Origin of the sequence: Micromonospora sp. NPDC049204, assembly GCF_040647935.1 — a bacterium.
Taxonomy (GTDB): Bacteria; Actinomycetota; Actinomycetes; order Mycobacteriales; family Micromonosporaceae; genus Micromonospora.
Genome location: NZ_JBEZDC010000005.1, coordinates 232,580 through 251,099 on the forward strand (window position 1 = coordinate 232,580; position 18,520 = coordinate 251,099).

Here is an 18,520-nt window from a genome sequence, read left to right on the forward strand (position 1 = left end):
ACTGCTTCGACTATCGCGCCTGGAGGCCGGTGGTCAGCGACTTCGTCACGGGCGTCGGACGCGGCTCGGGCACCGGCAGCTCGGCGAGACCGGCCAACTCGGCGGCGGTCAGCCGCCGCGCGGCCGGGTAGAGCTGCCGCTCGTGGTCCCGAATGGTCTCCACCGGCCACCGCAGGCGGATCACCCGGGCCGGGTTGCCGGCGGCCACCGCGTACGGCGGCACCGACCGGGTGACCACCGCACCGGCTCCGATCACCGCGCCCCGGCCGATCGTCACCCCGTGCAGGATCACCGCCCGGGTGCCCACCCACACGTCGTCGCCGATGGTCACACCCCGGTCGTGGGTGTCGTCGCCGGCCTCCTTGTCGACCGCGATCATCGGTACGCCGACCTGGTCGATGCGGTGGTTGCCACCCCGGATCGTCACCTCGGGGCCGAACATCACGTTGTCACCGATGCGGATCCGACTCCGGGCCGCCATCAGGATCGGTCGGTACCCGAGATCAACGTTGTGGCCGACCTCGATCGACCCGCAGGTGTACACACCGTCCGGGTCGAACGTGAAGTTGTCTCCCCGGGCGGCGAAGCGGTCGGCGAGGGCAAGGCCCCGGATCGCCCGTCGGACCCGCGCCCCCGCACGCAGGAGACGGTCGAGCGTCCCGATCACCGGGCGGAGCAGCTTTCCAGGTTGATCGAGGCGGACGCGCATCAGACTCCCGTCCCGACGCCAGCCCGCTCGGGCACCACGCGCATGTCGCCTCCCGCATCTCCGCCGGTCGTCCAGGTCGATCCAGGGGCCGATGGTAGCCTCGCCAAATTCCATAATAGGTGCATATCCCTCGAAGTCTCCGTCCGCGCAGAGAGTCCGAGATGACCAGAATCCTGATCCTGAGCGACTACCGCGGCACGTTCTACTCCACCGCCCGTACCCAACACGGGCTGTGCACGATGGACCTCGGCCGGATCACCGGGCAACTCACCCGCGCCGGTTTCGAACCGGAGGTCATCGGCTTCGCCGACCTGGACCTGAGCGACGATCTGCGCGGGGTCCCGGTGCTCTACACCTCCTCGGAGGATCGCGGGCTGCACTACAAGAGCTGGATCGAGGACCTGGTGCTGGCGTTGGAGACCGCCGGCGCCCGGGTCATTCCGGCCTACCGCTACCTGCGCGCGCACCACAACAAGGTGATGATGGAGGCGCTGCGCGCCCAACTCTTCCCGCGCGACGCCCAACGGCTGGGCACCCGCACCTTCGGCACGTACGAGGAACTCGCCGACGCGGCGCTGGACGGGCCGTGGCCGAAGGTGCTCAAGTCCGCCTACGGCGCCGGTTCCCGGTTCGTGGCCCGCGCGGCCGACCGACCGGAACTGCTGCGCACGGCCCGTGCCTTCAGCCGCACCCACGACCACGCGGAGACCGTCCGCGAGCATGGCCGGCGACTGCTTCGCCGAGACCACCACCCGCGTTCGACGCACCGACAGAAGTTCCTGGTGCAGGCGTTGATTCCGGGGCTGAGCGGTGACTTCAAGGTGCTCCGGATGGGTGCGCGCTACTACACCCTCTACCGGCGTAACCGCCCCGGTGACTTCCGGGCCAGTGGCAGCGGCGACTTCGACTTCGAGGACCTGGCGGGCGTCGACCGTGCCGCGCTGCTCACCTACGCGGAGCAGGTCGCCGACATCCTCGGCACCCCGCTCACGTCGCTGGACATCGGCCACGACGGCGACCGCTTCCACCTGATCGAGTTCCAGTGCCTGCACTTCGGCACCGTCACCGCGGAGAGGTCGAGCGGCTACCACGTCCGGGCGGGCCAGGCGTGGCAGCACGTCGAAGAGGAGTGCGACATCGAGGCGGTGTTCTGCGAGGCGATCGTCGGCCACCTTCGACGCCCGGCGCCCGCACTGCCGGCGCAGCCGGCGCGATCGGCCACCTCGCGGCCCTCGCCGTACTGACGTCGAGCGCGTCCCGCCGGCGACCTGAGCACCGGCACGATCCCCCCGCCGAAGGGGCCGCCCCTCCCCCGCCCGACCGGCCAGTTTTCCCCTCGCCCGACCGGTCGTTGCGACGCTCACCGCTCGTGCGGTGGATCACCGCGCCGCAGAAGGCTGCCGAGCCGGCCGTGTCCGTCTGCGAGTTTCGGGGTTGATCGGGGGAATGCTGGCCGACTGTCGCCTATCAGCGCGGTCATCCGGTTTCTACCCGGTCAGGACGTGTACCGAGCGTTACCCCGACGCTGCTGGAGGTGGGATCGTGCCGATGCCTGGTGGTCTCGTGATCGACGGTGCCCGATGAGTGGCACCGTGTACCTGTCGCCCCCCGACATCGGGCCGCTCGAGGAGTCGTACCTGATCGCCGCCCTGCGCTCGGGCTGGGTCGCCCCGGTCGGCCCGGACCTCCAGGCGTTCGAGCAGGACGTCGCCGCGCGGGTCGGCGCCGTCGGAGCCGTGGCCGTCAACTCCGGGACGGCGGCTCTGCACCTCGCCCTGCTCGGTGTCGGTGTCGGCCCCGGCGACGTGGTCGTCGTGCCCACGCTCACCTTCGTCGCCACCGCCAACGCGGCCCGCTACATCGGGGCGCGGCCGGTCTTCGTCGACTGCGACCCCCGGACCGGCAACGTGGACGTCGCCCTCGTCGACGAGGCGCTGCGACGGCTGCGGTCGCGCGGCGAGCGGGTCGGCGCGGTCGTTCCCGTCGACATGTTCGGCAGCTGCGCCGACTACCAGGCCCTGGTCCCGGTCTGCGCGGACGCCGACGTCCCAGTGGTGGAGGACGCCGCGGAGGCCCTGGGCGCCCGCCACCGCGGGCAGGCCGCCGGCTCCTTCGGGCGTGTCGGCGTGCTCTCCTTCAACGGCAACAAGATCATGACCACCTCCGGCGGCGGGATGCTGGTGTCCGACGACGCCGCGCTGCTCACCCGTGCCCGCCACCTCGCCAGCCAGGCGCGCGAACCGACGCGGCACTACGAGCACCGCGAGACGGGGTACAACTACCGGCTCAGCAACCTGCTCGCGGCGCTCGGTCGAGCCCAGTTGCTTCGGCTGGACGCGATGATCGCCCGCCGCCGGCACCTGCGCGACCACTACGCCAAACTCTTCGCCCCGGTGCCGGGCGTCGGGCTGCTCGGGGCGGAGGACGGCGAGTCCAACTGTTGGCTCACCGTCATCACCGTCGATCCGGAGCGGTGCGGCTGGCGGGCCGACGACCTGGCGGTCCACCTGGCCGAGCGGGACATCGAGACCCGGCCGGTGTGGAAGCCCATGCACCTGCAACCCATGCACGACGGCGCGGAGAGCCTGCTCACCGGCGCGGCGGAGCGGCTGTTCACCGATGGGCTCACGCTGCCCAGCGGAAGCGCCCTGACCGAGCCGCAGATCGCCCGGGTGTCCGTCGCGATCGAGGAGTTCCTGAGCCTCCGGACGGGAGCCCGCCCGGTGTGACGACCGGACGACGCGGGAGCGATGCCGGTGCGTTATTCACCCGAAATCACTCATAAACACGAGACTGCCTGTAACAAGAACAAAGGGCGTTTAGTCCCTTCCGCCGTACGCGGCGGTTGCGGTCGGAGACGGGTCAGGGAGCCAGCACATGTCGCAGGAGACCGAGCACACGGAGCACGCGGACCGCTCGACACGGCGGGCCCGGGCTCGCCGCCGCACCGCGGGCTTCCTCGCCACCGACACCACCGCCTGGGTCAGCGGCTTCGCCGCAGCCGTGTGGACCCGGTTCGAGTTCGACCTCCCGGCGGGCCAACTGGGCCGGGCCGCGGCGATCGGCCTGCTCGCGGCAGTCGCGCACGTCGCCGTGGCGGCGGTACGCCGGCTCTACTCCGGACGACACCCGCTGGGCAGCCTGCAGGAGGTCCAGGGTGTCGCCGGCACCGCCATCCTGACGGCGGCCATCGTGCTGCTCGCCCTGCTGTCGTCAGGTGAGCGGCCGGTGCCGGCGAGCACCCCGTTGGTCGGCGGCGCACTCGCCCTGCTCCTGATGCTCGGTGCCCGGTTCGCGTACCGGCACCGGCGCGATCTCTCCATGCGTCCCGACGTCCGGTCGTCGACACCGGTGCTGCTGTTCGGGATGGGCAACGCCGGCCAGGAGCTGCTGCGGGCGATGCTCGGCGACCCGCGCGGCCGGTACCTGCCGGTGGGCGCCCTCGACGACGATCCCGACAAGCGCGACCTGCGCATCCGGCGGGTGCGGGTGCTCGGCGGGCGGCGCGACATCGATGCCGTGATCCGCCGTACCGGCGCGAAGGCGGTCATCTTCTCGGTGGCCAACGCCGACGCGGCGCTGATCCGCCAGATCCGCGAGGCCACGCTCACCGCCGGGGCGGTGTTCAAGGTGCTGCCCCCCGTGCGGGATCTCGTCGACCACCGGATCACCGTCACCGACGTCCGGGACGTGCAGATCGGCGACCTGCTCGGCCGCCACCAGGTGATCGGTGACCTGCCGCTGAAGACGAACAGCCTGACCGGGCGGCGGGTCCTGGTCACCGGTGCCGGCGGTTCGATCGGCTCGGAGCTCTGCCGCCAGGTGATGAAGGCCGATCCGGGTGAGCTGATGATGCTGGACCGGGACGAGTCGGCCCTGCACGGCCTGCAGATGTCGCTCTCCGGCCGCGCCATGCTGGACAGCCCGGAGCTGATCCTCGCCGACCTGCGCGACGACGAGGGCCTCCGCCGGATCATCCGGGAACGCCGTCCGGAGGTCATCCTGCACGCGGCGGCGCTCAAGCACCTGACCCTGTTGCAGCGGTACCCCGGCGAGGCGGTCAAGACGAACGTCTGGGGCACCCTGTCGGTGCTGGACGCCTGCCAGGACGTCGCCAAATTCGTCAACATCTCCACCGACAAGGCGGCCGACCCGATCAGTGTGCTCGGGTACTCGAAGCGGATCACCGAGCGACTGACCGCGCACGCCGCGTCCCGGTTCCCGGGGACCTTCCTCAGCGTCCGGTTCGGCAACGTGCTCAGCAGTCGCGGCTCGGTGGTGACGGCCTTCCAGCGACAGATCGAGGACGCCAGGCCGCTGACCGTCACCCACCCGGACGTCACCCGCTACCTGATGACCGTCCAGGAGGCGGTCCACCTGGTCCTCCAGGCCGCCGAGATCGGGCGGGACGGGGAGGCGCTGGTGCTGGACATGGGTGAGCCCGTCCGCATCGCCGACCTGGCCCGGCAGATGGCCGAGCAGGCGTCCAGCAGGGTGCCGATCGTCTACACCGGCCTTCGTCCCGGCGAGAAGCTGCACGAGGACCTGTTCGGCACCGGCGAGGTGGACACCCGACCGTTCCACCCGCTGGTGTCCCACGTCGCCGTGCCGGCGCTCGACCCGATGGAGGTGAGCGGGCTCGACCCGTACGACGACGCGGTGAAGCTCACCGAGCACCTGGCGATGCTCTGCGCCCAGCCGATCGACCCGACGGTGGGCGGTCCGGTGGGCGTACCCCTGCAGTCCCGGTGACCGGCGCGGCGGACGGTGACCAGTGCCGCACCCAAACCCCCGCACCGGCAGTTATGACCGTAGGGAACCCCAGCGCGAGGCCGCGACGCGGCAGCCGCGTCCCTCCGGCGTTCGCCGCGAAGCGATAGGACCGACAGATGCGGACCCGGGACGGCAGGTCTCAGCGGTACGAGCCGCTGCACGCCGCATCGCCCAGGTCGCGGCGGGCCGTCCAGACGTTGGAGCCACCCGCTACGGTCGACGCCGCTCCCCCCGGCCCGAGCCGCGCTCGTCGACTGCTGTCCTGGATCGCCACCGCGGCGCTGAGCCGGGCGGTCAGCGCTCTCGTACCACTCGTCCTCCTCCCCGTGACCCTGTCCTACCTGGGCGCCGACCTGTACGGGCTCTGGGCCGCGGTGCTCGCCGTCACCGGGATGGTCGCCTTCGCGGACCTGGGTGTCGGCCTCGGGCTCATGACGAGGCTCGCGCCGTGTCGGGTGGACGGCGACTCGGACACGGCCCGGCGGTACGTCTCCAGCGCCTACGCGGCGGTGTGCGGGGTGGCGCTCCCGACGTGTGGCCTGCTCTTTCTGCTCGGTGGATTCGTCCCGTGGCCGCTGCTGTTCAACGCGACCGGGACGGCGGCGCGGGACGCCCACCTTGTCGCCCTGGTGTGCCTGACCGCGTTCCTGCTCAACATTCCGCTGTCGCTTGTCGCCCGCGTCCAGTACGCGTATCAGCAGGTGGCGGCCAGCAATGTCTGGCAGGCGACGGCGAGCGCGCTCTCGTTACCCCTCGCGCTCGGCGCGGTGTACGCGAAACTGCCCCCGATAGCGGTGATCGCCAGCATCGCCATCGGCCCGTTGCTCGTCAACATCGCCAACACGGTCTGGACGTTCGGCTGGCGGCTGCCGCACCTGGCGCCCCGCCTGAGATTCGTCGACGGTCGGGGAGTTCGGGAGCTGTTCGGCCTGGGCGGCATGTTCTTCCTGGTCACCCTGATCATGGTCCTGGCGGACAACGCCGACCCATTGATCATCGCGCACCTGCTGGGCCTCGCCAGCGTCACCGCGTACGCGGTGCCGGCCAGATTGTTCAACCAGCTCGGCGCGCTCGTGACACTTGTCAACCAACCACTGTGGCCGATGCACGGTGAGGCCCTGGCGCGCGGCGACCTCGACTGGATTCGCCGCACCGTGCGCCGGATGACGATCGTCTCGACGCTTATCGCCCTCCTGCCGTCGACCATCCTGGTGCTGTTCGGCGAGCAGATTCTCGCCGCCTGGCTTCCCATTTCGATCGGGAACCGCCCACTGCTGCTGGGCCTCGCCTGCTGGTGGATCGTGCTGGCGGCGATCTCACCACGGTTCATGGTGCAGAACGCGGCCGGAGTCGTCCGCCCCCAGTTGTGCGGCTATCTGCTGTACCTACCGCTGTCCATTGTCGGAAAACTGCTCGGAGTGCACTGGTGGGGAGTGGCCGCGGCACCGTACGCCGCCGTTGTCATCTACACCGTGACCGTTGTCCCGGCGGCCATCTTCGGCTACCGGCGGGCGCTGAGAATACGGACCACATGAGAGAGGTGGAGGCACCAATGGTGTTCGACGAGGAATTCCCACGGGTACTGGTGGTGAGCCACACGCCCTTCAGCCGCGTCAGCGGCACCGCCCTGACCCTGTCGAACCTCTTCTCCGGCTGGCCCAAGGACCGCCTCGCCCAGGTGCACACCGGGAACATCACGCCGACCACGGACGTGTGCGAGAACTTCTTCCACTTTCCGCCGCGCGACCACTACCTGCCGATCCAGTACTACGCCATGCGGATGTCGGGCTGGAACGGTCGCACGCCGCTGCAACAGAGCCGGCCGATCGCCGCCGTACACGCCGCGGCGGAGAACCGGCCCGCCCTGGCCAAGATCTACGCGCAACTGCGGGCGACCGCCGATCTCAGCCCGATCCGCGTTCCCCCGGCGCTGATCGAGTGGATGCGGGGCTTCCGGCCGGATGTCGTCTACTCGATGCTCGGCAGTGTGCGGCTGACGAGGATCACGGCGCTCGCGGCGCGTACTTGCGGCGTCCCGGTCGTGCCGCACTTCACCGACGACTGGCCGGCGACCCTGTACGACAACGGTGAACTCTTCGGCCGGGCCGACCGGTCCGTCCAGGAGACGGTCGCACGACTCATCCGCCGGGCACCGCTCGGCATGGTCATCAGTGCGCCGATGGCCCAGGAGTACGCCCGGCGGTACGGCGTCCCGTTCAGCCCGTTCGCGAACTGCGTCGACGAGACCTTCTTCGCCCCACCCCGGGGCGCGGCGGAGCAGCGGGCGACGACGGAGCTGGTCTACGTCGGCGCCCTGCACCTCAACCGCTGGGAGTCGCTGCGCGACATCGGCGCCGCACTGGACGACCTGGCCGCGGCCGGTCTGCCCGTCCGGCTGACCATCCACGCTCCGGAGCAGGACCTCACCCGCCACGCGCCACACTTCGCGTCGCTGGCGCGGGTACGGCTGGGGCCGTCGCTGACCAGCGACGAGGTGCCCGCCGCGCTGCACGGCGCGGACGTGCTCGTCCACATCGAGTCCTTCGACGAGGAGATCCGCCGCTACACCCGTTACTCGGTCTCGACGAAGATCCCCCAGTACCTCGCCTCGGGCCGGCCGATCCTCGGCTACGGGCCGGCCGAGGTGGCCTCGATGCACCACATCCAGGAGGCCGATGCGGGCGTCATCGTCGGCACCGACGACACGGCGGCGCTCGTCCGCGGCCTGACCGACCTCTGCCGGGACGCGGCCCTGCGGGAACGGCTGGCCCGCAACGGGACCGCGTTCGCACGGCAGGAGCACGCCAAGGAGAACGTGGCCGCGCGGTTCGCCGCCACGTTGGGCTCGGCGGCACGAACCGGATCCACCACCGCCGGGGTCGCCGGCCGGCAACTGACCTAGATGGGTGCTGCGATGAGACGTACCGGATGGGTTGCCTGTGTGGGTCCGTTCCTCTTCCCGTGGGGGGAGGCGGGGTCCCGACGGGTCTACGGACTGGTGGCGTCGCTGGCCGCCGCCGGCTACGACGTGGTGGTCGCCGGCGGCGGACCGGAGCCGCTCACCAGCACGGCGCTGCCGGGCGTCGACGGACCGGGCTCGGTCTCCCACCTCGGTCTCGCGGAGCGGCCGTCGCCGGAGGCGGGGCCCCTCGGCAGTTCGGTGCAGACGCTCGTGCGCTGGGGTCAGCGGACGGTCCGGTGGCTCGACGCCCAGCCGACCAAGCCGTCCCACGTGCTGGTGCACGGCGGTCAGGCGCAGTACATGTTCCATCTCCAGCGCTGGTGTCGCCGGCACCGGGTGCCGCTGATCGTCGACGTCGTCGACTGGTTCAACGGACGCCACGTGCGGGGCGGCTACCTCGGCCCGCTGCACGTCAGCATGAAGCTGGCCCTGCGCCACTACTACCCGCGGTGCGACGGCATCATCGCGATCAGCTCCTACCTGGAAGACCACTACCGGGGCAGCGGCAGACCCGTCCTGCGGGTGCCACCCACTCTCGACGTCAAGGGCCTGACGTTGGAGGCACGGCAGACCGCGGGCGACGCACCTCCGCTCACGCTCGCCTACGCGGGAAACCCGCACGGGAACAAGAAGGATCTTCTGGGCACCGTCATCGAGGCGGTGGGCAACGTCCAACGCGACGGCGCGAGTGTCGAGCTGCGCGTCTACGGCCCGACGCTGGACGAGGTGCGCCGCCTCTTCGACGGTGGGCCGCTGCCGGACGGGGTGCGGTGCCTGGGGCGGCTACCGCAGGCCGAGGTGTCCAACGCCCTACAGGAAGCGGATTTCACGGTGCTCGTCCGCAGGCCGGAGCGGGCGGCGGACGCGGGCTTCTCGACGAAGTTCTGCGAGAGCCTCGCCAGCGGCACACCGGTGATCGCCAACCTCACCAGCGACATGGGCAGATACCTGCGCCCCCACCGGGAGGGCCTGGTCTGCCGGGACCACTCGGTCGCCGAGGTCACCGGGGCGTTCCGTGCGGCGGCGGGGTTGAGCTCCGCGCAGCGCAGCATGATGCGCCAGGCCGCGCGCGGCCAGGCGCTCGAATCGTTCGACTACCGGGCGTACGCGGAACCGCTCGGCAGGTTCTTCCGGCAGTGGGGCTGACGGCGCACACGCGCCGCCCAGCCCGGGCGGGCGTGGCGCCTACCTGTTGGCAGCCCGTGCGGTGAAGGTCGGACCCGGGGCGGGCGCCCGATGTTCGCCGAAGATCGACCGCAGCACGTGCAGGGCCAGGAGCGTGGCCATCCCGACGATGGATTCCGGCGCCATCCCGAGCTGGTTGTTCGCCGGCACGTAGAAGACGAGAATGCAGAGCTGCGCGAAGATCAGCGACGGGACCACCCGGCGGGACGACACCGCCGCACGCCACGAGCCGGCGAAGAGCCACCCGACCAACCCCATGAACAGCGCCGCACCGGGGAAGGTGAGGTCCGAGGCGAGCCACGGATAGATGGTGGCCCAGTACATGCGCGCCGGCCACCCCATCTCGTTCTCCGTCCGGTCGGGGAAGCTCGGATGGTCGGTGAGGTCCACGTCGAGAGTCTGCTCGGCGAAGATCGCCGCGGACGGCGCGCTGCCGAGACCACGGGACCACTCGAAGGGCACCTGCAGGTTGTAGGACAACCCGAGGTAGCCGTGCGTCGGGTAACCGATCATCGCGGCGATGCCCTCGGCCATCGGTTTACCCAGGACACGTTCCACCGACGGGTTCACGCGCACCACGTCGCCCGTGGTGCCGAACTCGGCCGCCCGCGTCGCGTGATTGTGGATCATGTAGGTGGCCAGGAGCACGAACGCCGCGACGACGAGCAGGAGCGCCCGACGCCGGCGCGAGTAGGTCCGCGGCCGGTGCCGGACCGACGCCCACGCGATCAACATTCCGGCCGCGAGCATGATGACGACGTCGCCGAGGCCCTTCATCGTGCCGATGAAGAGGTAGAACGCGATGTGCGTGGTCGTCGCGCCCACGCCGGCGAGTCGCAGCCAGCCGGGCAGACTGCGCCAGTGCACGACCAGCAGCGGTACGAGGGCAACGCTGAGCACGCCGAGCGGGAAGAGCGCGGTCATCCACGGGCTCGTGCTGCCGAACCCCTGCTGATAGACGTCGAACTTGTTGACGTATCCGGCGGCGGGTGCCTGGATGTTCGCCCACACGCTGCTGGGGCCGGTGGCGCCGAACTGGGTCAGCCGCGTCAGGCTCACGACGACGTAGTAGACCGCGCTGGCCAGGACCAGTTGACGCACCAGCCGGACGCGGCCGATGGAGTGTGTCGCGGCGGCCAGCGAGGGCGGACGGCGGGCCATCTGCGCCACGTACCCACCGGCGAACAGCGCCGTCGCCAGGAGCACGAAGGCGGAGAGCTGGTAGGGGTTGGTGACATCGCGGGCCAGTCGCGTCGACCAGAACACGGCGAACGTGCCGAGCATCCACGACAGCGCCAGCACCAGCGGCAGCCAGGTGACCGTGTGACCGGCCGGTGCCGCGCGGAGCGCCGCCCCGGTCGGGGGTACCCGGTGCTCAGGTCGCGGCGCGGCCAGGAGCTGCAGGTCGCCGACCGGCGAGCGGTGTCGGCCACGACTGATTCCGTCGACGGTGGTCACCGAGGACCACTCCCGGCCGGGCGGCCAGCCCCGGACGGTCGCGGGTCGACCCGGCCAGGATTCCGCGGTTGCACTCGCCGACCCTCCACACTGTTGAGCACCCGACGCCCGTACGCGGCCCGTCGTCGTGCCAGGCCAGGTTTCGGCGGCGCGGACGGTCGCTCCGCGGCGTCGTGGTCCAAATCGCTGGCTCTCAGAAGTCACTGAACGAGCCAACGATCGGGTGGTCACCGGGTGATGGCCCCCGGCCAGTCCAGAACTGTCGCCCCGGCCGGACGTCCGGCGGCGCGGACCCGCACCGGACCCGGCAGGCCTGTCGCTCGCCGCCCGGGGTCGCCCGCCCGGCGACGGCCGGCGACCTGGACCGGCAGCATCGACAGCAGGGCGAGTACCAGCCACGGCCCCCGCTCGAACTCCCACACTCCGGTCAGCCAGAGCGGAAATCCCCCCACCAGGAACAGCCCGGCGACCCGGAGCCCGACCGGGCACTGCGCCGCCCGCCGGGCGAGCACCACCCCGAACAGGGCCGCGACGCCCAGCAGGCCCAGCAGACCCAGGTCCACGGCGACGGCGAGCACGGCGTTGTGCGGGCGGATGCCCAACGGATTCCAGAGCTCGAAGGTGCCCGCGCCGCCGCCCACCCAGAGGGCCTCCCACCAGTAGGAGGACGCGTACCGCCACAACTCGACACGGCTCAGCACGTCGCCGGTCGCCGCCGAGCCGATGAGATCGTCGGCCCACGTCAACGCGCTCTGCCCCAGACCGAGCGGCACCGTCACCAGCAGCGTCGGCACCACGGCGACCGCGGCCACCCAGGTCACCCGGGAGTTGAGTTCGCTGAGCAGTGCGTACACCACCACGAGCAGCAGGGCGACCAGGGCACCCTTGGTCCGGTTCAGGAAGATCCCGGACGCCAGCACCGGCAACGCGGTGATCAGACCGATGGTGAAGAGCCGCCGTTGACCGCGGATCTTCAACAGGCCCAGCGCCAGGACGAACGCGGTGACGCTGGAGTAGGCCGTGAAGTTGATGTTCGTGCCCTCGATGCCGAAGCGCACCGCCATGTCCATCGCGCTGGCCTGTCCCCCGGCTCCGCGCGCCTCGATGATCAGGTGCCACGCGGCGATGGCGCATCCGACGATGTAGGAACCCCCGACCGCGAGCAGGTGCGTCGGCGTCGTGGCGACGTGGCGGACCGCGACGAACAGCAGAGCGGCCGAGGTGTACGCGAGGGCCACGCTCCGCGTCTGCGCGACGTCGCTGGACCAGACGACGGTGAGCTGCGCCCAGGCCGCTACCGCGACCGCCAGCGCGTCGGGCAGTCGGGGGCGCGGAAGGCGGCAACTGAGCAGGATCGCCGCGGCGGAGGCTTGCAGGACGGTCAGCCAGGCGTTCGCCGACGACGCCTGGAAGGCCGCGACACACAGCAGCGCGACGGCGAGAGTCGTCATCCTCGTCCGCCGGCCACCCCGTCCGGCCACGGCCACGGCCCGACCTCCGGGGCGTGATCCGGCACCGGCCGGAGGCGGCACCGGCGTACGGGGGCCGAGCGGCGCCCGGGTTTGCGCTGTCACGACCACTCCTTCTCGTCCCTGCGGCGGCATCCGCGGACGTCGTCACCGGCGGTGTCGTCACTGATGCGGCACCGGCGGCGTTGGACAGACGACAGTCCGACGACCCGCCCCGACCGGCGCGCCCCACCACGACCCGGGCACCACCGAAGAGCGTCCTAAATGCCCGATTTGATCTGCGCTTGCAGCTTCCTACACCCACGGTCCCGGTCGGGACGAAACGACGGAATCGCCATTGCCCAAGGGGACGTCGAAGGTGAAACCCGATCTCCGCGCGATCGCCGTGGACATGCGCGCGCTGGGCCTGTCGGCACCGCTGCGCGCGGCGTACGAGGCATCCAAGCGCACCGGATTCCACGCGGTCCTGTTCCGCGGCGAGGCGCACCGGCACCACCCGGCCGCGTCGGTGCCGCTGACCGGCGTGCGGCCGATCGGCGACGGCGCACGGCAGCGCTGCCTGGACGACGCCGGCCAGGTGCTGAACGACGGGCTCCGGGTCTTCGGCGCCCGCGTGGCGACGGGTGTGTCGGCACCGTGGAGCACCGACCCGTTGACCGGACGGCAGTGGCCGGCGGACGACCCGTGGTGGCGCATCGACATCCGCTCCGAGGCTCGCCTGTCCGACGTGAAGCACACCTGGGAGGCGGCACGCCACCGTGACCTGGTGATCCTGGCCCGCGCGGCCCGCCTCGACCCGACCGGCCCGTGGCAGGGCGGCCTCGACGAACTGCTGCGAGCCTGGTGTACGCAGTCCCCGCCGGAGCGGGGCGTCAACTGGTACTCCAGCCTCGAACTCGCCCTGCGCGCCATCGCCTGGAACCAGATCCTCGCGCTCGTCGGCGATCGACTACCCGGCGACGTCGGGACCGCCATGGAACGGCTGCTGCTGTCCAGCGCCCGACACCTGATGGTCGAGCTGCCCTACACGTTGAGCAGCATGCGCAACAACCACCTCCTCGGTGACGCGCTCGGGCTGATGCTTCTCGCCCGGATGTTCCCCGCGGCGCGGCGCGCCCGCTGGTGGGCGCGTACCGGCGAGAAGATGTTCGCCGCCCAGCAACGCCGACACTTCGGCGCCGACGGCCGGATGATCGAGGACTCGCTGTCGTACCACCGGTTCGTCCTCGAAATGCTCATCGTGCGGGTGCTGCTCGGCGGCGCGCCGCCCAGCGTCCGCCGGGATCTGCACGCCGCCAGCCTGCACCTCGCCCGGCTCGGCGTGTTCGACGGAGACGTCCCGCAGTACGGCGACTGGGACGAGGGACGGGTGCTCGCGTCCTCCGGCGACCCGCTCGACGTGGCCGGCTCCGCCGCGCTCGGGCTCGCGCTGTGCGGCGAACGGCTGCCGGCGCGGTGGTACGCCGAATTCGACGAACTGGCGTGGTACGCGCCCCCGCCCGGCCCGGAGTCCACCGCGGAGGAGTTCGGCGCGACGACGCGCCAGCGGTCGACCGCGACGACCTCCGGAGGCATCGCGCGTGTCGACCGGGGGCCGTGGCGCGTGTGGTTCAAGGTGGACGGCGGCCCCTCGCACGGCCACGCCGACCTGACCTCGGTCTGGATCACACACGACGGCAGGTGGCTGATCGCCGACCCGGGCACGGGCACCTACAACGGCCCGCTTGAGATCCGCAACGGGTTGCGTACCTCCGCCGCCCACCCGGTACGCCGGCCGGACGGGCAGGACCAGCTCGTCCCACACCGGGCGTTCCGCTGGCTCACCACCGGCCATGGCCACCTCGGCACACCGCTCGTCCTGGCGGACCGCACGATCCTCTTCGGCTGGCACGACGCGTACGCGCGCGGCGAGCACCCGGTGCGCGTCGGCCGGGCGGTCGTGGTGGCCGAGCAGTACGTGGCGATCGTCGAGTTCGCCGACCCGCCGGCGACCGCCCGGTCCTGGTCGCTCACCGTCCCGCTGCACCCCGACGTCGTGGTGGACGACGACACGCTCATCCTCGGCGGGACCAAGCTCGACCTCTTCGGACTCGACGGGCACCAGGCGGTACGCGGCCGGTCGACGCCCTTCGCGGGCTGGCACAGCCGAACGTACGGACGCTGGGAGCCGGCGACGTGGCTCACGGCCCAGAGTCGGGCCGACACCGCGCTGTGGGGGCTCGGCGCGGTACCCGGGCCGCCACCCGAACCGGACGCGCTCGACGGCTTCCGCTACCAGGTGGCCTGGAGCGACGCGGGCGCCTCCCTCACCGTCACCCACCTCGGATCAGGGGATGTCCACCACGTGCGAGCACCACGATGAACCCCCGCAGAGTCCTCGTCCTCAACCACTTCGCCGTGCCCCCGGGCCATCCCGGCGGCACCCGGCACGTCGAGTTGTTCAGCCGGCTGCCCGGCTGGACGCACGTGATCATCGCGAGCCGCCGCAACATGATCACCGGCCGGCCGCAGCGCGCGGAGCCGGGCTTTCACCTGGTCGCCGTGACGCCGTACCGGGGCAACGGTCTGGGCCGGGTGGTCAACTGGGCCAGCTACGCGGTGACGGCCACGGTGGCCAGCCTGCGCCAACCCCGACCCGACGTGGTCTACGCCTCGTCGCCGCACCTCCTGGCCGGCCTCTCCGGCTGCGTCGTGGCGACACTCCGGCGCACGCCGTTCGTCCTGGAGGTCCGGGACCTGTGGCCGCGGGTGCTCGTCGAGATGGGCACGCTGTCGGAGACGTCGGTGGCGTACCGGGCGTTGGAGCGCCTCGAACGGTTCCTGTACCGGCGCGCCGACCGCGTGGTGATCATGGCGCCCGGTGTCCGGGCGGCGATCGAGGGCAAGGGCGTGGCGCCCGAGAAGATCGCCTTCATCCCCAACGCGGCGGACCCCGAGGACTTCGTACCCAGCCGACCCCGCGCCGAACTGCGGGAGCGATACCGGTTCACCCGCCGGACCGCCGTCTACGCCGGTGCACACGGCCCGGCCAACGGACTCGACCTGCTGCTGGCCGCCGCCGAGGCGGTGCCCGAGATCGACGTCGTACTGGTGGGCGCGGGAGTGGAGAAGGCACGCCTTCAAGCGAAGGCCCGCGCCATCCCCAACGTCCGCTTCCTCGACCCGGTGCCGAAGTCGGAGATCCCCGACCTCCTGCACGCCGCGGACGTCGGCGTGCACGTCCTCGCCGACGTCGAGCTGTTCCGGGCCGGAGTCAGCCCCAACAAGGTGTTCGACTACATGGCCGCCGGGCTGCCGATCGTCACCAACAGCCCGGGGACCGTCGGCGACCTCGTGCTGGGCGCGGACTCCGGATACGTGACCCCGCCGAGCCACCTCGCCCACGGCCTCGCTCAGATCACCCAGGCGAGCCCGGACGAACTGGCCAAGATGGGCGCCGCCGGCCGGAGTTGGATCCGGGCGAACCAGTCTCGTACCGCGATGGCCCACGCCCTCGGCCGGCTGCTCGCGCCGCTCGTCGACGGCGACGCGCCGCGCTGACCCGGGCCGCCCCGCGCTGACCCAGGCCGCCCCGCGCTGACCCGTCGCGCCCGGTGCGCCCGGCCGCCGGGCGCGGGGGTGTCACGAGGTCGAGCCGGCCCGCACGCTCTCCAGGTCGACCTGGGTGGGCAGCCGCGACGGGTGTTCCTGGATGCCGGCCAGGGCGGCGATCGCGGACAGCGCGGCCCTCGTCGTGCCGAAGGAGGCGTCGAGGTCCCGGTCGTCGGGCACGTTCCCGGCGATCACCGCTCGGGTGCGGGCGAGCAACTCCTGGTGTCCCTTGCCGCCGGGAACCCGCTTCACCTCCCGGCCGTCGATCTCCAGACGCCGGAAGTCGTCGATCACCACCGTGTGCCCGCGACCGAGGACCTCCAGGCGCTCCTTGGGCGTCCGCCGGTGCCCCCGGGTGGAGTACGTGATCGTCGCCGTGGACCCGTCCGGGTATCCGAGCAGGACACTCACGTCCTCCTCCAGACCCGGCTCGCCGCGCCCGCTGCCGTACGCGTGCACGACCCGCGGCTGCTCGCCCACCAGCCACGACGCGAGGTCCATGAAGTGGCACACCTCGCCCCGGATGCGGCCACCCTGGCGTCGGTCGTGATACCAGTGGGCGGCGGGCAGTTGCCCGGCGTTGACCCGGTAGGCGACGGTGATCGGCCCGGACCCGGACGCCAGGGCCGACTTGGCGTGCACGACCATCGGCGCGTGTCGACGGTTGAACCCGACGAACAGGTGGCCGGAGTTGCGGTCGTAGGCGGCCCGGACCTCGTCGAGTTCGTCCTGGGTCAACGCGAGCGGCTTCTCCACGAAGACGTGTTTGCCGGCGTCGAGCGCCTGCGCCACCAGGCGGGCGTGCGAGTCGTGGCGACTGAGGATGAACACCACGTCGACGTCGTCGCGAACCAGCAGGTCCTCGACTGTCGGTGCGACCACGGCGATGCCGTTGCGCTCGGCCGCGTGCCGCGCGGACAGGCCCCGGGCCGACGTGATGGCGACCAGGTCGTCTCCCCAGCCCGCCGCCTTGAGCGCGGGCAGGAACGTCGCCTTGGCGTAGGCGCCGGCCCCGATCAGGCCGCCCCGTGGCGACGTCGAGGTGCGGCGCGGCCGGAGGGTGATCGTCTGCCGGGACGGCTGTGCGGGAGCCGAGTAGCTGAGCTGCACCGCGAGGGAGCGCGGGTCGGAGGCCAGCACGTCGTAGGCCGCCGTCGCGCGCTCCACCTCGTACACGTGCGTCACCAGGTCGTCGACCGCGACCCGACCGCTGGCCACCAGGTCGAGGTACGCCTCGATGTTGCGCCGTGCCGTCCAGCGCACGTGGCCGATCGGATAGTCGATGCCCCACTCCTCGTAGGCCCGGTCGTGGCGGCCGGGACCGTAGCTGCGCGCGAACCGGAGATCCAGCTCACGCTCGTAGAAGGGTCGACGGTCGAGGTCCAGACCGACGTCACCGACCACGACCAGTCGGGCGCGGTCGCGGGCGATCTCGGTGCTGCGCGCCACCGGCTCCGACGAGGGTGTCGCCGCCGTGATCAGGACCGCGTCGACGCCCCGGCCACGGGTCAGTTCCATGATCTGCTCGGTGGTCGCCGCACCGGCCTCGACCAGGCCGACGGCCCCGCACTCGCCGGCCAACTGAGCGGTCCAGTCGCGCAGGTCGATGCCGATGACGTGCAGGCCCGAGGCGAGCGCCAGTCGTACCGTCAGCTGCCCCACCAGGCCGAGACCGACGACCGCGACCGAGCCACCCAGACCCACCTCGGCCTGCCGCAGGCCCTGCATGGCGATCGCCGCCACCGCGCCGAAGGCGGCCGCCTGGTCGGACACCGACTCCGGTACGGGTACCGCGAGCAGACCCGGCACCGCCTGGTACTCGGCGTGCCCCACCGACGCGGTGGCGACCCGCATTCCGGGTCGGATGCCGTCGGTGGCGGCGCCGGCCGTGACGACGACACCCGCGGCGCTGTAGCCGAGCGGCATGTCCTCGTCGAGCCGGCTGCGCACCGCGGCGAGCGTCGAGCGGACTCCCCCGGTGCGGGCCCGGTTGACGACCTGGCGGACCAGATCCGGCCGGGCCCGCGCCTTGCGCAGCAGGCTCGCCGACGCCAGCTCGCGCACGGCGCGCTCGGTTCCCGCCGAGAGCAGGGACCTGCGCGTGGCGACGAGCACCTCGGTGGCACCAGGCTCCGGTTGGGGAACGTCGACGATGCGCAATTCTCCGCCGGACACCGATTGGACGATCTGCTTCACGCGGCTCTGCCTGCCTTCGGAATTGAGAACATCATTCACGGCAGGTCACCGGTCCGGGCGACGCACACCGCAATGCATCCGTCATTCGGCATTCTATGACGATTAGATGCCTTAAACTGGATAACTTGTACTATTGGCGCGCCGCCGTTGATTCGCACCGAATTTCCGAGGAGAGCC

General features: G+C 71.5%; 12 protein-coding genes. 8 read left to right on the plus strand and 4 right to left on the minus strand.

Features of this window, described 5'->3' with window-relative positions; all coding sequences use genetic code 11:
• Window positions 1–10 precede the first annotated feature (10 nt).
• Window positions 11–709, minus strand: a complete 699-nt coding sequence (locus AB0A90_RS12545) for an acyltransferase (RefSeq protein WP_357245713.1) — start codon at window positions 707–709, stop codon at window positions 11–13.
• A 161-nt stretch (window positions 710–870) separates the two neighbouring features.
• On the opposite strand from AB0A90_RS12545, the gene AB0A90_RS12550 reads away from it, so the two are divergent.
• The 6 genes from AB0A90_RS12550 to AB0A90_RS12575 all read left to right on the plus strand — a co-directional run bounded on the left by AB0A90_RS12550 (window position 871) and on the right by AB0A90_RS12575 (window position 9,590).
• On the plus strand, window positions 871–1,953 hold the full coding sequence (locus tag AB0A90_RS12550) for a hypothetical protein (protein ID WP_357245715.1): 1,083 nt from the start codon (window positions 871–873) through the stop codon (window positions 1,951–1,953).
• Between the two features lie 336 nt (window positions 1,954–2,289).
• The gene (locus AB0A90_RS12555; RefSeq protein ID WP_357245718.1) at window positions 2,290–3,438 is read left to right on the plus strand and encodes an aminotransferase class I/II-fold pyridoxal phosphate-dependent enzyme; all 1,149 of its coding nucleotides are present in this window, start codon (window positions 2,290–2,292) and stop codon (window positions 3,436–3,438) included.
• A 148-nt stretch (window positions 3,439–3,586) separates the two neighbouring features.
• Complete coding sequence (locus tag AB0A90_RS12560; RefSeq protein ID WP_357245721.1) at window positions 3,587–5,461, plus strand: polysaccharide biosynthesis protein; 1,875 nt, start codon at window positions 3,587–3,589, stop codon at window positions 5,459–5,461.
• A gap of 137 nt (window positions 5,462–5,598) precedes the next feature.
• Window positions 5,599–7,017 (plus strand): oligosaccharide flippase family protein, encoded by a 1,419-nt coding sequence (locus tag AB0A90_RS12565; RefSeq protein WP_357245724.1) that lies wholly within the window; start codon window positions 5,599–5,601, stop codon window positions 7,015–7,017.
• A complete protein-coding gene (locus AB0A90_RS12570) occupies window positions 7,014–8,384 on the plus strand; it encodes a glycosyl transferase family 1 (RefSeq protein ID WP_357245727.1) in 1,371 nt (456 codons plus the stop codon). Before AB0A90_RS12565 ends, AB0A90_RS12570 begins: the two co-directional genes overlap by 4 nt.
• Before the next feature lie 12 nt (window positions 8,385–8,396).
• Window positions 8,397–9,590 (plus strand): glycosyltransferase, encoded by a 1,194-nt coding sequence (locus AB0A90_RS12575; protein ID WP_357245730.1) that lies wholly within the window; start codon window positions 8,397–8,399, stop codon window positions 9,588–9,590.
• Window positions 9,591–9,629: 39 nt separating this feature from the next.
• Here AB0A90_RS12575 and AB0A90_RS12580 read toward each other — a convergent pair whose 3' ends face one another.
• The gene (locus AB0A90_RS12580; protein ID WP_357245733.1) at window positions 9,630–11,087 is read right to left on the minus strand and encodes a hypothetical protein; all 1,458 of its coding nucleotides are present in this window, start codon (window positions 11,085–11,087) and stop codon (window positions 9,630–9,632) included.
• A 227-nt stretch (window positions 11,088–11,314) separates the two neighbouring features.
• A complete protein-coding gene (locus AB0A90_RS12585) occupies window positions 11,315–12,661 on the minus strand; it encodes an O-antigen ligase family protein (RefSeq protein WP_357245736.1) in 1,347 nt (448 codons plus the stop codon).
• Window positions 12,662–12,914: 253 nt separating this feature from the next.
• Between AB0A90_RS12585 and AB0A90_RS12590 the strand changes: the two genes are divergently transcribed.
• Window positions 12,915–14,918 carry a heparinase II/III family protein gene (locus AB0A90_RS12590; protein WP_357245738.1) on the plus strand — a complete coding sequence of 668 codons (2,004 nt, stop codon included), beginning with the start codon at window positions 12,915–12,917 and terminating at the stop codon, window positions 14,916–14,918.
• Entirely contained in the window at window positions 14,915–16,096 is a 1,182-nt protein-coding gene (locus AB0A90_RS12595; RefSeq protein WP_357245741.1) for a glycosyltransferase family 4 protein, read from the plus strand. The genes AB0A90_RS12590 and AB0A90_RS12595 overlap by 4 nt, the downstream gene beginning before the upstream one ends.
• A gap of 81 nt (window positions 16,097–16,177) precedes the next feature.
• Here the strand turns inward: AB0A90_RS12595 and AB0A90_RS12600 are convergent, their stop codons facing one another.
• A complete protein-coding gene (locus tag AB0A90_RS12600; RefSeq protein WP_357245744.1) occupies window positions 16,178–18,322 on the minus strand; it encodes a bi-domain-containing oxidoreductase in 2,145 nt (714 codons plus the stop codon).
• Window positions 18,323–18,520 lie beyond the last annotated feature (198 nt).